The following is a 12968-nucleotide window of genomic DNA, read 5'->3' as shown; positions in this document are numbered from 1 at the left end:
CATGTCAAACAAACAACATACTTATGATGCCATCGTCATTGGCTCTGGCATTAGTGGTGGATGGGCTGCCAAAGAATTTACAGAAAAAGGCTTAAAAACCCTCGTTCTGGAACGGGGAAGGGATGTAAAACACCTGATCGATTACCCGACAACCAATAAATATCCTTACGAATTTGAACACCGTGGGGAACTGACACTGGCCATCCGCAAGGAAAATCCGGTGGTGAGTAAATGTTATGCTTTCCGGGAAGATGCCATGCATTTTTTTGTAAAAGACAAAGAACATCCCTATGTGCAGGAAAAGCCGTTCGACTGGATCCGTGGCTATCAGGTAGGTGGGAAATCTTTACTATGGGCCAGGCAGACACAGCGCTGGAGCGACCTTGATTTTGAAGGACCACTGCGGGATGATTTTGCGGTCGACTGGCCGATCAGGCATAAAGACCTGGATTCCTGGTACAGTTACGTAGAAAAATTTGCGGGAATTTCCGGTAATAAAGATGGTCTGGCACAATTGCCTGATGGCGACTTTTTACCTGCATTCCCTTTAAATGCGGTGGAAGATTATTTCAAGAAAACTTTAAACGAAAAATACAGCGGAAGGCATGTCATCAGCTCGCGATGTGCACATTTATCGCAACCCCGACAGATTCATTTTGACCAGGGAAGGGGCAAATGCCAGAACAGGAATCTTTGTCAGCGGGGCTGTCCGTTTGGTGGTTATTTCAGTAGCAATGCCTCTACTTTACCATGGGCAGCAAAAACAGGAAACCTGACCTTGAAACCTTTTTCTGTAGTCGAATCTGTCATCTATGATGAAAAGCTGGGAAGGGCTTCGGGAGTAAGGGTCGTGGATACCAATACTAAAGAGGTGACCGAGTATTTTGCACGTGTGATTTTTGTAAACGCGGCTGCCATCAATACCAATCTGATTCTGCTCAACTCTACTTCTTCCCGTTTTCCGAACGGATTGGGAAATGACAGTGGGGTATTGGGTAAATATGTGGCTTTTCATAACTACAGTGCCCGGATCAGTGCAGAATATGATGGCTTAAAAGAGTTTACTACCGATGGCAGGAACCCTTCTGATGGCGGTTATATTCCCCGCTTCAGGAACCTTTTAAAACAGGAAACCAATTTCAAGAGAGGATATGCGGCTGGTTTTTCTGCCTACAGAAGTCCGGAAAAGGATACCTCAGGTATGGGAGCAGATTTGAAAGCACAACTGCTTAATAAAAATCTTGGCCCATGGCAGGTCGGTTCACACATGATGGGCGAAACCATCCCTAAAGCGAGTAACTACGTAAAGCTGGATAAGCACAAAAAGGATGAATGGGGAATTCCGCAATTGCGTATTTCTGTGGATTATGACGACAACGATGCTAAAATGAAGAAAGATTACCTGGAGCAGATGACAGAGATGTTTACAGCTGCAGGATTCAAAAACATTAAGCCCAATGATGGTTCACAGGCACCAGGTCTGGACATCCACGAAATGGGGGGTGCAAGAATGGGGCATGATCCTAAAACTTCCGTATTAAATAAATGGAATCAGATGCATGATTGTAAAAATGTATTTGTTACTGATGGGGCTTGTATGACTTCTACATCTACACAAAACCCATCATTAACATATATGGCACTTACTGCCCGTGCGGTTGACTATGCGGTACAGTCGATGAAGAAAGGGGAGCTGTAAGCTCTTTTTCGATTTTAATATATTCTTTTAACAGGGTGATCTGATTGATGGCCCTGTTAAAATTATGGTCTTCATACTTCGCTCCGTAATACACATCATTCTGAAGGTAATCCGCCAGGAAGCGAATGGCCTGCATATAAATAATGAACTTTCCGGCATAGGTAAAGTATTGCTTTTCAGTATTGGTCAGCACCTCTTTCATTTCTGACATATAACCATCGTATACTGCCTTAAAGAATTCTTTTCTGATGCTGATTTTACTCAGATCGGTTTCTTCTTCAGTGGCTGCACATAAATAGGTACGCATCATATCACCCACATCGCTGATGAAATAACCAGGCATTACGGTATCCAGGTCGATTACACAAATACCTTTGTAATCTTTATCGAACAGGACGTTGCTGATTTTGGTATCATGATGGATGACCCTTAGTGGCACTTCTTTATTGGCTACAATGCTCAGGTAAGTATCTACCAGGTCATGGTGATCATTGATGAAATTTACATATACTTTGGCTTTCTCCATTCTTTCCGGATTGGCATTTGCACAGGCCGTTTTGAACTGTTCGTACCTTAAGCTCAGGTTATGGAAATCAGGAATGGTAATGTTTAGTTTCTCTGCATCAAAATCTGCCAGCAGGCTGGAAAACTTTCCGAATTGCTTTGCTGCTTCATAAGCTTCTTCTTTTTTTGTTAAGGCATTCAACGAAAGGGAACCTTCCACAAATGGAGATAAGCGGAAATGACCGTCAGGAGTATGGAGCAGCGATTCTCCTGATAATGCGCTAACCGGCGATACAAACAGATAATCAGGATCTTTCTTACTGAGGAAATCCTTTAATAAACAAAGGTTTTTATCGATGTTTTCAGGATTTTTGAATACATCTGTATTCACCTTTTGCAGAATATAACTCTGCTTACCCGCAGTTACTTTCCATGTATGGTTAATCAGGCCATCGCCAAACAGGTTAACAGTCGTCTCTTCAGAATTCAGGCCATACAATGGTAAAATATTTTCAAACATGCGTCTTATCAGAATTGGTTACAGAATTCAAACGTAATTATTTAAGTCATTAAACCATTGAGCAAACGTTTGCGCAAAATTATTTAGGGGTTGGGACGATCAGCTCGGATTCTACAACTACGTTAAAATAAGCCTGTTCCGTTCCGGTTTCGTTTTTTGGCCTGTTGATCAGGTCGATTAAAATGTCGGCTGCTTTCTTACCTTGCTTGTATGGAAACTGCTCTACCGAAGCAATCGGGGTGTAATCCATATAGTTGATAATCGGAAGGTTCGCATAGCTGACAAAATCTATGCCTTCCAGCTCCAGGGAACGGGTATAACGCATGGCAAATAAAGCCACATAATCATTAAAGGTAACGATTGCAGTAGGTTTACGCCTATGGTTCAGCATGGTGTTCATCACATCAATGGTACCATCTTCCGAGAGGTCGCAGCTCACGATTAAGGAGGGGTCAAACTTTAAACGGTTGGATATCATGGCCTTTATGTAGCCTTCTTTCCGTTCATGGCTGGCCACCAATGTGGTAGGACCATTGATCATTCCTATGGTACGGTGTCCCTTTTTCAATAGGAAATTAACGGCTTCATAGGTTCCGTTTTCCAGGTTAGAGGCCACATAGTGAATGTCTTTAATAGGAGGGATGCGGTCAAAAAATACCACGGGAATGTTCAGCTTCTTGAAAACTTCAAAATGCTCATAGGTGCTGGTGGTTTTGGAAACAGAAACCAATAAACCATCTACCCGTTGGGTTTTCATCTTTTCAACGAGCAGTTTCTCCCGATCGGCATCATCATGCGACTGGGCAAGTAAAACCGTATAGTTTCTTTTGTAAGCCACATCCTCAATACCACTGATTGCAGTAGAGAAAAATGACTCAGATAACTCCGGTAAAATCACACCTATTATATGAGACTTGCCCTGTAAGAACTGAATGGCCTTTTGATTTGGCTCGTAATTTAACTCCATAGCGAGCTTTTTAACCCTCATCTTTGTTGTTAAGCCGATACTGGAATGGTCATTTAAAGCCCTTGAAACGGTGGAAACCGAGATCTTAAGTATTTTGGCTATTTCTTTAATCGTGGTAGGTTTATCAGACATGATATTCAAATATTAGAATAAACTTTCAATAACCTTGAATAATTTTAAAAAACAATTCTTATATCGGTCATAATGGCTTCCTAATGTACAAAAATGTGCGCAAACGTTTGCTTGAAAATAAAAGCCTGAATTTAAATTTCAGGCGATATTTTGAAGATAAAAAACGTGTTTTTGCTTCCCGATTATTGCTGTTTTTCTAAATGATGCAGGTATTTGGTTTAAAAATGATCATATAATTGTTACAATTCTCTTAAATCAGTTTTTTTTTGTTTGGGATGTTTTAAAAACAGGGAAAGCGCATAAAATATCAAACGTTTGCGTGTTTTTTTTTAGGCTTAGGTTGTGGGGTTACTATTATAGTATATACCTTGTATTCGATTAATCACCCTGTGGATACCCGGAGCAGGATTAATTTGAACCGAACATATATAATGAACTAAATAAGTTATGAACAGAAGACAATTTGTGAGAAGTAGTGGCATCACTGCCGCAGCCCTGACTGTTTTACCTGAGCAATCTATTTTTGCCGGTACTAAAGCGGAGAAGATAAAAGTAGCCATGATTGGTGTTGGATTGAGAGGCCAGAATCATCTTGATCTTTTATTGAAAAGGGATGATGTGGAATTGGTGGCGATCTGCGATGTAGAAGAAAGAATGCTGAATTCAGCAAAAGCTCTGATCGCAAAAAGTGGTAAGCCAATGCCTAAAATCTATACAGGTGATGAGAATGCCTGGAAGAAACTACTGGAAACAAAAGGTTTAAAAGCAATCGTTATTGCAACCCCATGGGAATTACACAAACCGATGATCATCAAATCTCTGGAAGCAGGAATTAAATATGTAGCTACGGAAGTGATGTTGGGAATTACCCTTCAGGACCATTGGGATGTGGTACAGGCAGCAGAGAAAAACAACGGACATGTGATGATGTTGGAGAACGTTTGTTACAGAAGAGATGTTTTGGCTGCTTTAAATATGGTACGTCAGGGCGTATTTGGAGAAATGCTGCACCTTCAGGGCGGTTATCAGCATGACCTTAGGGAGGTTAAATTCAACGATGGCGTAAAACCTTATGGTGGTGGCGTGGAATTTAATGAAAAAGGATTCTCTGAGGCCAAATGGAGAACGAATCACTCTGTACACCGTAACGGTGATTTATACCCGACTCATGGAATCGGCCCGGTTGCGCAATGTGTGAACATCAACCGTGGCAACAAGTTTTTAAAGCTAAACTCATTTGCTACTAAATCAAGAGGACTACATAACTATATCGTAGAGAAAGGTGGGGAAAGTCATCCAAATGCGAAAGTGAACTTCCGTTTGGGAGACATCGTGACCACTACCATCGACTGTGCAAACGGAGAAACGATCATTTTACAACACGATACCAATTTACCAAGACCATATTCATTAGGTTTCAGGGTTCAGGGAACCAAAGGCCTGTGGATGGACGTCAATAAAAGTATCTATGTAGAAGGTGTGAGTAAACCGCATGCATGGGATCCTGCAAAAGAATGGCTGGATAAATATGACCACCCGCTTTGGAAAAAATATGGCAATGATGCGCAGGGTGCGGGTCATGGTGGGATGGACTTCTTCGTGATCCACGCCTTTATCGAAGCAGCCAAAAGAAATGAACCTACTCCTTTAGATGTATATGATGCTGCAGCATGGAGCGCCATCACGCCGTTAAGTGAGCAATCTATAGAACTTGGAAATGAAACCATAGACTTCCCTGATTTTACCAGCGGAAACTGGATGACCAGGAAACCAATCTTCGCCTTAAACGACGATTATTAAGCTACGGATACAAAGCTTCCACAAAAAAGACCAGCATGTTTCATGCTGGTCTTTTTTGTGGAAGCCAAGCCTTGACTTTCCCATTTAGATTTCTGTAATTTTTAACATTTATTCTGTTATTTTTTTATAAAAAAAAGAGCCAATTCGCATTTCTTAACGTTAACTTAACATAGGAAATGCATCTTTGCATATGTTTTTAACCGTACTTGCTATAACCTTTTTAGTGTTTGCACTCGTGGCAGCCTTCAAAATGGAGACTTTTTTACAAGGTTTTTTATTTATTGTCGCTTTAGTCCTGGTTGCTGGAGTTTTATATTTATTCATCCTTTTTCCAGGGCTTTCGGGATTGGCGGTTGCACTGATGTTAGGGGCCTTTATATTAAGGCAAACTAAAAAATAATCGCCTTTTATTTCGCTCATAAACAGTCGATTATGGGCGAAAGTGGTGACATGAGGGAAAACCGAAAAAACGTTTCCTATTGCCGGATCAAGGCCAAAAAAGACGCTAAATTGTAGGTGATTTAACGTCTTTTTTTTGCCCTTTTTTACCCTAAATCTGAGGGCTAAAAAGTCAGCTTTGATTATTTTTTTCAAAATTTTGTAATAATATGATAATATTATATTTAATATTTCTTAAATTTATTTCAATTAGGGGTTATTAAAAATAATAATATTCATTATGAAAACATTAGGGGAGAAATTTAGAATTTTAAGACAAAAAAAAGGGGTCAACCAAAAAGCGATGGCCGATCTGCTGGACATTTCTATTCCAGCGTACTCAAAATTAGAGACGAGTATTACTGATCCAAACTTTAGCCGCATCAATCAGATCGCAGAAGTTCATGGATTAAGTTTAAGAGAGTTTCTCGATGTTGGGGAAGAAGGAGTAAGTGAACACATTCAGATTATTGAACAACTGAAAGAAAAAATCAGTCAGTTGGAAAGTTCTGTAATCCGTTTGCAAAGTAAACTGATCGACTTATATGATAAGGAAGATCAGCGCAACAAAATTGCTTAATCTTTAACACCCGGGGCACCAGAGGCCTTTCATTTTTTGAAAAATGTTAAGCCTCTGGTAATTCCGGTCTTTCGCCTTTAAATTAGGTAGAAAGCACTGTTCAACTTCAGTTTTACTTCAGAATGCAGAAGTACATTTGACGATATCAGATATGGTCTTATGAACTCATTATTTTTGTTCAAAACGAGGTACAGTGTGCTTTTTTCTTTTGTAGCTGTCTTTATAGCCGCGTCGTTCCTGATTCGTCTCGGACTGGTGACAGCTACATTAGGAAAAACAGATTTTTCCTTCCTTTCCCTTGCCCGGATTTTCTTACAGGGTTTGTGTTATGACCTTGGTGTATCCGCCTTTCTTACACTGTTTTATTCTTTGTATTTATTTATTCTGCCACAGCGCTTTATCAAGTCCTGGCTTAATATTTTCATGAGCTATACCGGCTTGCTGTTCATGGTAATTATTGCTGTGTTTTCCTTCTTCGCAGAGCTTACTTTCTGGCAGGAATTTGATAGCCGTTTTAACTTTATTGCGGTCGATTATCTGGTCTATACCTATGAAGTGATCCATAATATTAATGAATCTTATCCACTGCCATTACTCATTGGTGGTGTTTTACTGATGAGCATTTTTGTGCTTTGGCTTCTGATAAAAATGGGTGTTTTTCAAGCCCTTTTTCAATCAGATACGTCTATAAAAATCAGGGGGATGATTTCCGGTACCATCGTCCTTTTGGCACTTTTTTTTGGATTGTTTGTGAACAATTCCTGGGCAGAACAGGGAGAAAACAGGTACCATGATGAACTGTCCAAAGCAGGCATATATTCGATTTTCTCAGCCTTTAAAAATAATGAACTCAACTACAATCATTTTTATCAGCAATTGAGTGAGCCCGAAGCTTATCGCCTGATCAGGTCTCAATTGAAGGAAAAAAACAGCAGCTACCTGAGCAATAGCAGAAGCATCAAAAGAAACATTACCGGGACAGGAACTTCTTATAAACCCAATGTGATCATGATCACTGTAGAAAGCCTCAGTGCTGATTTTATGTCGCATTTCGGAAATAAGGAAAATTTAACACCGGTATTGGACTCCCTGGCCTCCTCAAATCTGTTGTTTACCAATATGTATGCCACCGGAACCAGAACCGTCCGGGGAATGGAAGCCTTGTCCCTGGGCATTCCGCCCACACCGGGAAGTAGCATCGTCCGCCGTCCTGACAATGGCAGTTTGACCACCATTGGGAACATTTTTGAAAAAGCGGGATATGACCGTACTTTCTATTACGGTGGGGATGGCTATTTCGACAATATGAATCAATACTTTGGCAGTAACGGCTATAACATCACAGATAGAGGAAGAAGGGTAATGGCCGGAGATCACTATCTGACTAAAAGAACCATCATCACAGATCCTGAGGTGCATTTTGAGAATGCCTGGGGGATTAGTGATGAAGATTTATACAGTGCGGTCATCAGGGGCAGTGATGAACAGTTTAAAAATGGGAAACCATTTTATAGCTTCGTCATGACCACTTCTAACCACCGTCCATTTACCTATCCTAAGGGCAAAATAAACATACCCTCAGGTACCGGAAGATCTGGTGCTTTAAGGTATACCGATTACGCAATTGGTCAGTTTATCCGACAGATGAATACTAAAGCCTGGTTTAAAAACACGGTCATCATTATCGTTGCAGACCATTGTGCCAGTAGCGCTGGTAAGAATGAAATTGACATCAGTAAATACCATATTCCTTGTCTGGTTTTAAATTTGCCGGGTTCCAGAAAAGTAGAGGTTAGTAAAGTGTGCTCCCAGATAGACCTTTATCCAACCTTATTTAACCTGTTTGGCTGGACTTACGAAAGTAACTTTTATGGAAAGAATGTCCTGGCCCCGGATTATGTCCCCCGGATATTGCTGGGAACTTACCAAAAATTGGCTTACCTGAAAAAAGATAGTCTGGTTATTCTTGGCCCTCAGAAAAAAGTAAATACGTTTATCTATCATAAGAAACAAAATGAGCAGGTACCCCGGCTCTTTTCAGGGGGTGTGGTAAAGGAAGCCATTGCCAATTATCAGACCGCTTACGATCTTTTTAAGAATGGTGGTTTACACCAATAAATAAATGCTGGCTTACATCCATAAATAATTATTAACTTGAAACGCATACAGAAACCTTTGTCCGATGAAATTACTATTAATTGAAGATGAACAGTCACTTCGGGAAAGTATACTTGCTTATTTCAATGCAGAAGGAAATATCTGTGAAGTTGCCTGTGATTTTCCTGTTGCCATGGAAAAGATCAACATTTACAACTATGATTGTATCTTGCTGGACCTCAGTCTTCCCGGTGGAGAAGGAATGGAAATCCTGAAGGCATTAAAAAAAATGAATAAGAAAGACGGGGTATTGATCATCTCTGCCCGGCATTCGCTGGATGATAAAGTAGATGGCCTTAATCTGGGCGCAGATGACTATCTGGTGAAACCCTTTCACCTTTCAGAACTCCAGGCAAGAGTCACTGCAATTGTCCGCAGAAAAAGCTTTGATGGCAATAACACCATTGTTTTTAATGAGATCAGTATTGATACACAAGCAATGAAAGTCAATGTAAATGAGCGTTTGCTGAACCTGACCAAAAAGGAATTTGACCTGCTGGTTTATTTCATTGCCAATCAACGCAAGGTCGTGACAAAAAATGCCATCGCAGAGCACCTTTGGGGAGATGAAATTGACCTCTCGGATGATTTTGACTTCATTTATACACACATCAAAAACCTGAGGAAAAAATTAATGGAAGCAGGATGTAAAGATTATATCAAATCAATGTATGGGGTAGGATATAAGTTCGAAAACATATGAAACTGGCCAGTCAATACAACAGAGTCAACCTCTTTGTCTCTTTGATCGTGCTGCTCCTCACAGGGGTAATATACTATATCGCCATCCACTTTATATTAACAGAAAAACTGGACAGAGATCTTAGAATTGAAGAAAATGAGATCAATGCCTATGTCAAAACCTATCATAAACTGCCACTTCCCGCAGACTTTCATGATCAGAAGGTGGCTTACCGACTGGTCAAAAAGGAGGATACGAGCGGAAGGAGCTTTAGCAATTGTGTCTACCTGAATGAGAAGGAAAATGAAAATGAACCCGGCAGAAGTCTGCTTACCTACATCAAGGTCAATGGACAGGATTTCGAAGTGACCATCATTAAATCCAGGGTAGAAGCAGAAGGGCTGGTTAAACTTATTTTCCTCATCACCCTGGTTATTATTGCCTTTCTACTGCTGATCCTGTTTTTGATTAACCGGTTCTTATTAAGTAGTTTATGGAGACCATTTTACAATATCCTGGATCAGATAAAGACCTTTAATCTAACAGGTAAAAATGAGATCAATGCCGAGTTTACTAAAATCGATGAATTTAGGGAACTTAATCAGGCGGTTTCATCCATGTCGCAACGGGTTAAGGAGGACTATAAAGAACTGAAATCCTTTACAGACAATGCTTCGCATGAAATGATGACCCCACTTGCCGTGATCAATTCAAAGCTCGATACCTTATTGCAAACAGAAGGTTTCAGCGATAAACAGGGGGAACTCATTGAAGACATTTACCTGGCAGTAGGCCGCTTATCGCGCCTAAGTCATTCTTTACTGCTATTGGCAAAAATTGAAAACAACCTGATCAAAAACGAGGAGCCGATAGATTTGAAAGAAATGCTGAACCAAAAGGCAAGGCAATTCATGGAATTGCTCCAGTCCAGCGGGATCAGTATCCAGCTGAACCTTCAGGAGAAAGAAGTTTCCATGAGCAAGTATCTGGCAGATATGTTATTGAATAACCTTTTGAGCAATGCCATCCGGCATAATTTGAAATCAGGCCATATCGATGTGGAGTTAAGGCCAGATCAACTGGTCTTCAGCAATACCAGCCCCGCCACTGCGCTTGACGAAAGCAGAACATTTGAACGCTTTAACAAAAACGCCAGCTCAGAAGGAATGGGCCTCGGACTGGCCATTTCGCGGCAAATTTGCAATTTATATGGTTTTAAACTGAGCTATAAGTATGAAAATGAAAAACATTCTTTTATCATCGTTTTTTAATCATTTAATCTTTGTAATTACGTAGGCTAAAAGCTTTATTTGCAGGTTCATTTCAACCACAAATATGAACCAGGAAAAATTTAAACGCAGGGACTTTATTGGATTGGTTTCCAAAACAAGTATCCTCGGACTTGCGATCTCACCACTCGCAACTCTGGCAGACAGCACCGTACCGGAATCAAAAGATTCGCTCCCTGCCGAAGGCCACACCTTTCTCACCCAACCTTACCTGCAGCATCCCGGAACGGATGGCATGACCATTATGTGGATCACCGCCAGGGATGCTTACAGCTGGGTCGAATATCAGGAAAAAGGAGGAACAACGAAAAAAGCACATGCCGTTACCGATGGGATGGTGGATGCAAATGACCGCCTGCACAAGGTCAGCCTGCAGGAACTAAAACCAGGAACCATATATACTTATAAGGTATACGCCAAAGAGATCCTAAGCTATGAGCCCTATAAGATTACTTATGGAGAGACCATTGAGAGCAGTACTTATGAATTTACCACACTTGCGTTAAATCCTGCCGAAGTATCTTTACTGATCATGAATGACATTCATGACCGGCCACAGAGCATCCCTCAGCTGATGGCTTTAAATGGAAATGATCCTTACGATTTTGTCTTCTTTAACGGGGATATTTTTGATTATCAAACTGATGAGAATCAGATCATCAAAAATATGATCAATCCTTGTACAACTGCTTTCGCCAGTACTAAACCTTTTATGTATGTCCGTGGCAATCACGAGACCAGAGGTAAGTTTGCCCGCCAGCTACCTGCTTATTTTCATAATTTAGATGGAGGACAGTATTTCAGTTTTACCAGAGGACCAGTCCACTTTATCGCCCTGGATACCGGCGAAGACAAAGAAGACAACCATCCGGTTTACGCAGGGCTGATAGATTTTGATACCTACCGAAAAAAGCAGGCCATCTGGCTGGAAACGCAGCTGAAAAGTAAAGCGTATAAAAAAGCGAAGTTTAAAGTGGTGATCATGCACATCCCTCATTACCATTCTGGTGATGGACATGGAACCCTGCATTGCAGGGAGGTCTTTGGACCTTTGTTTAATAAATATAAAATTGACCTCATGATCTGCGGACATACCCATACCTATAAAGTTCATCCGCCAGAAGAAGGACATCAGTTTCCAATCATCATCGGGGGAGGCCCGAAAGATGGAAAGCGGACTTTGATCAAGCTGAAAGCCAATGAACGGAAGCTCCACCTGAGTATGCTTGCCGATAATGGACAGGAAGTGGGCAACTACGAGCTCAGCAGATAAAAAACGCAAACGTTATCGTAAATATTTAAGGAGATTCGTGGTTATACGAGGCTAAATTTCATTAACATTGAATGAAGTATTTAACCTATATAAACTTAAATTATGAATGGCAAAGATCTGTTTTCATTAGAAAATAAGGTGATTGTAATCACCGGAGCTACTGGTGTACTGGGAGAGTCATTTGCATTGGCAGTGGCTGCTGCCGGAGCTAAAGTGGCCATTTTAGGCAGAAACGAAGAAAAAGCAAATGAAAGGGTAAAAGCCATCACTGTAAATGGGGGCGAAGCCATTGCGGTAATCACTGATGTGTTGAATGAAGAATCCCTGATTGCAGCAAGAACACAAATTTTAAATGCATGGGGAACGATTGATGGTCTTGTAAATGCTGCCGGAGGAAATATTCCCGGTGCTACCATTGCCCCGGATCAGAATATTTTTGACATCAATATCGCAGATACCCAAAAAGCGGTCGAACTTAACCTTTTCGGCACGGTACTCCCAACTCATGTCTTTGGAAGGGTCATCGCAGAAAAGGGAAAAGGATCTATCGTTAACATCTCTTCCCTGGCTGCACAGAGACCTTTAACAAGGGTTTTGGGGTATACAATGGGGAAAACAGCGATAGAAGGATATACCAAATGGATGGCGGTAGAGCTTGCACAACGTTATGGCGACCGGGTCCGGGTGAATGCACTGGCACCTGGTGTCTTTTTAACGGAACAAAACCGTTCGCTACTGACGAATGCCGATGGTTCTTATACGGATCGTGCACAGCGTTTCGTGAACCATACCCCCTTCGGCAGACTGGGGAATCCGGAAGAACTCAATGGCACACTGATTTATTTGCTTAGCGATGCTTCAGCCTTCGTAAACGGAGAAACAATATTAGTTGATGGTGGATTTAATGCCTATAGCGGCGTATAAAAC

General features: G+C 41.1%; 11 protein-coding genes. 8 read left to right on the top strand and 3 right to left on the bottom strand.

Going from position 1 to position 12968, the window contains the following annotated elements:
* The first annotated feature begins 1 nt into the window (after position 1).
* Positions 2 to 1699 (top strand): GMC oxidoreductase, encoded by a 1698-nt coding sequence (locus tag BUC20_RS04975; RefSeq protein WP_073228153.1) that lies wholly within the window; start codon positions 2 to 4, stop codon positions 1697 to 1699.
* Here BUC20_RS04975 and BUC20_RS04970 read toward each other — a convergent pair.
* Positions 1644 to 2723 carry a phosphotransferase enzyme family protein gene (locus tag BUC20_RS04970; RefSeq protein WP_073228151.1) on the bottom strand — a complete coding sequence of 360 codons (1080 nt, stop codon included), beginning with the start codon at positions 2721 to 2723 and terminating at the stop codon, positions 1644 to 1646. The genes BUC20_RS04975 and BUC20_RS04970 overlap by 56 nt on opposite strands.
* A gap of 79 nt (positions 2724 to 2802) precedes the next feature.
* Positions 2803 to 3822, bottom strand: a complete 1020-nt coding sequence (locus BUC20_RS04965) for a LacI family DNA-binding transcriptional regulator (RefSeq protein WP_073228148.1) — start codon at positions 3820 to 3822, stop codon at positions 2803 to 2805.
* Positions 3823 to 4269: 447 nt separating this feature from the next.
* Between BUC20_RS04965 and BUC20_RS04960 the strand changes: the two genes are divergently transcribed.
* The gene (locus BUC20_RS04960) at positions 4270 to 5622 is read left to right on the top strand and encodes a Gfo/Idh/MocA family protein (RefSeq protein ID WP_073228146.1); all 1353 of its coding nucleotides are present in this window, start codon (positions 4270 to 4272) and stop codon (positions 5620 to 5622) included.
* Between the two features lie 159 nt (positions 5623 to 5781).
* Here BUC20_RS04960 and BUC20_RS04955 read toward each other — a convergent pair whose 3' ends face one another.
* Positions 5782 to 6216 carry a hypothetical protein gene (locus tag BUC20_RS04955; RefSeq protein ID WP_073228143.1) on the bottom strand — a complete coding sequence of 145 codons (435 nt, stop codon included), beginning with the start codon at positions 6214 to 6216 and terminating at the stop codon, positions 5782 to 5784.
* An 85-nt stretch (positions 6217 to 6301) separates the two neighbouring features.
* On the opposite strand from BUC20_RS04955, the gene BUC20_RS04950 reads away from it, so the two are divergent.
* From BUC20_RS04950 to BUC20_RS04925, 6 genes are all read left to right on the top strand, one after another.
* The gene (locus tag BUC20_RS04950; protein ID WP_069381434.1) at positions 6302 to 6640 is read left to right on the top strand and encodes a helix-turn-helix domain-containing protein; all 339 of its coding nucleotides are present in this window, start codon (positions 6302 to 6304) and stop codon (positions 6638 to 6640) included.
* A gap of 159 nt (positions 6641 to 6799) precedes the next feature.
* Positions 6800 to 8758, top strand: a complete 1959-nt coding sequence (locus tag BUC20_RS04945) for an LTA synthase family protein (RefSeq protein ID WP_073228140.1) — start codon at positions 6800 to 6802, stop codon at positions 8756 to 8758.
* A gap of 64 nt (positions 8759 to 8822) precedes the next feature.
* Positions 8823 to 9500, top strand: coding sequence for a response regulator transcription factor (locus tag BUC20_RS04940; RefSeq protein ID WP_073228137.1), 678 nt, complete (start codon positions 8823 to 8825; stop codon positions 9498 to 9500).
* A complete protein-coding gene (locus BUC20_RS04935; protein WP_073228135.1) occupies positions 9497 to 10750 on the top strand; it encodes a sensor histidine kinase in 1254 nt (417 codons plus the stop codon). Before BUC20_RS04940 ends, BUC20_RS04935 begins: the two co-directional genes overlap by 4 nt.
* Positions 10751 to 10814: 64 nt before the next feature.
* On the top strand, positions 10815 to 12041 hold the full coding sequence (locus BUC20_RS04930) for a purple acid phosphatase family protein (protein ID WP_073228132.1): 1227 nt from the start codon (positions 10815 to 10817) through the stop codon (positions 12039 to 12041).
* Between the two features lie 102 nt (positions 12042 to 12143).
* The gene (locus tag BUC20_RS04925) at positions 12144 to 12965 is read left to right on the top strand and encodes an SDR family oxidoreductase (protein WP_073228130.1); all 822 of its coding nucleotides are present in this window, start codon (positions 12144 to 12146) and stop codon (positions 12963 to 12965) included.
* Positions 12966 to 12968: the final 3 nt, after the last annotated feature.

Source organism: Pedobacter caeni (genome assembly GCF_900129215.1).
GTDB lineage: Bacteria > Bacteroidota > Bacteroidia > Sphingobacteriales > Sphingobacteriaceae > Pedobacter > Pedobacter caeni.
Note: the sequence above shows the minus strand (reverse complement) of the source record. Positions and strands in the feature narration are given on the sequence as shown.

What these genes read in the sequence shown, in the direction of transcription:
- BUC20_RS04930 (WP_073228132.1), top strand. Translation starts at nt 10,815, where the DNA reads ATGAACCAGGAAAAATTTAAACGCAGGGACTTTATTGGATTGGTTTCC.
- BUC20_RS04950 (WP_069381434.1), top strand. Translation starts at nt 6,302, where the DNA reads ATGAAAACATTAGGGGAGAAATTTAGAATTTTAAGACAAAAAAAAGGG.
- BUC20_RS04935 (WP_073228135.1), top strand. Translation starts at nt 9,497, where the DNA reads ATGAAACTGGCCAGTCAATACAACAGAGTCAACCTCTTTGTCTCTTTG.
- BUC20_RS04940 (WP_073228137.1), top strand. Translation starts at nt 8,823, where the DNA reads ATGAAATTACTATTAATTGAAGATGAACAGTCACTTCGGGAAAGTATA.
- BUC20_RS04970 (WP_073228151.1), bottom strand. Translation starts at nt 2,723, where the DNA reads ATGTTTGAAAATATTTTACCATTGTATGGCCTGAATTCTGAAGAGACG.
- BUC20_RS04960 (WP_073228146.1), top strand. Translation starts at nt 4,270, where the DNA reads ATGAACAGAAGACAATTTGTGAGAAGTAGTGGCATCACTGCCGCAGCC.
- BUC20_RS04965 (WP_073228148.1), bottom strand. Translation starts at nt 3,822, where the DNA reads ATGTCTGATAAACCTACCACGATTAAAGAAATAGCCAAAATACTTAAG.
- BUC20_RS04975 (WP_073228153.1), top strand. Translation starts at nt 2, where the DNA reads ATGTCAAACAAACAACATACTTATGATGCCATCGTCATTGGCTCTGGC.
- BUC20_RS04945 (WP_073228140.1), top strand. Translation starts at nt 6,800, where the DNA reads ATGAACTCATTATTTTTGTTCAAAACGAGGTACAGTGTGCTTTTTTCT.
- BUC20_RS04925 (WP_073228130.1), top strand. Translation starts at nt 12,144, where the DNA reads ATGAATGGCAAAGATCTGTTTTCATTAGAAAATAAGGTGATTGTAATC.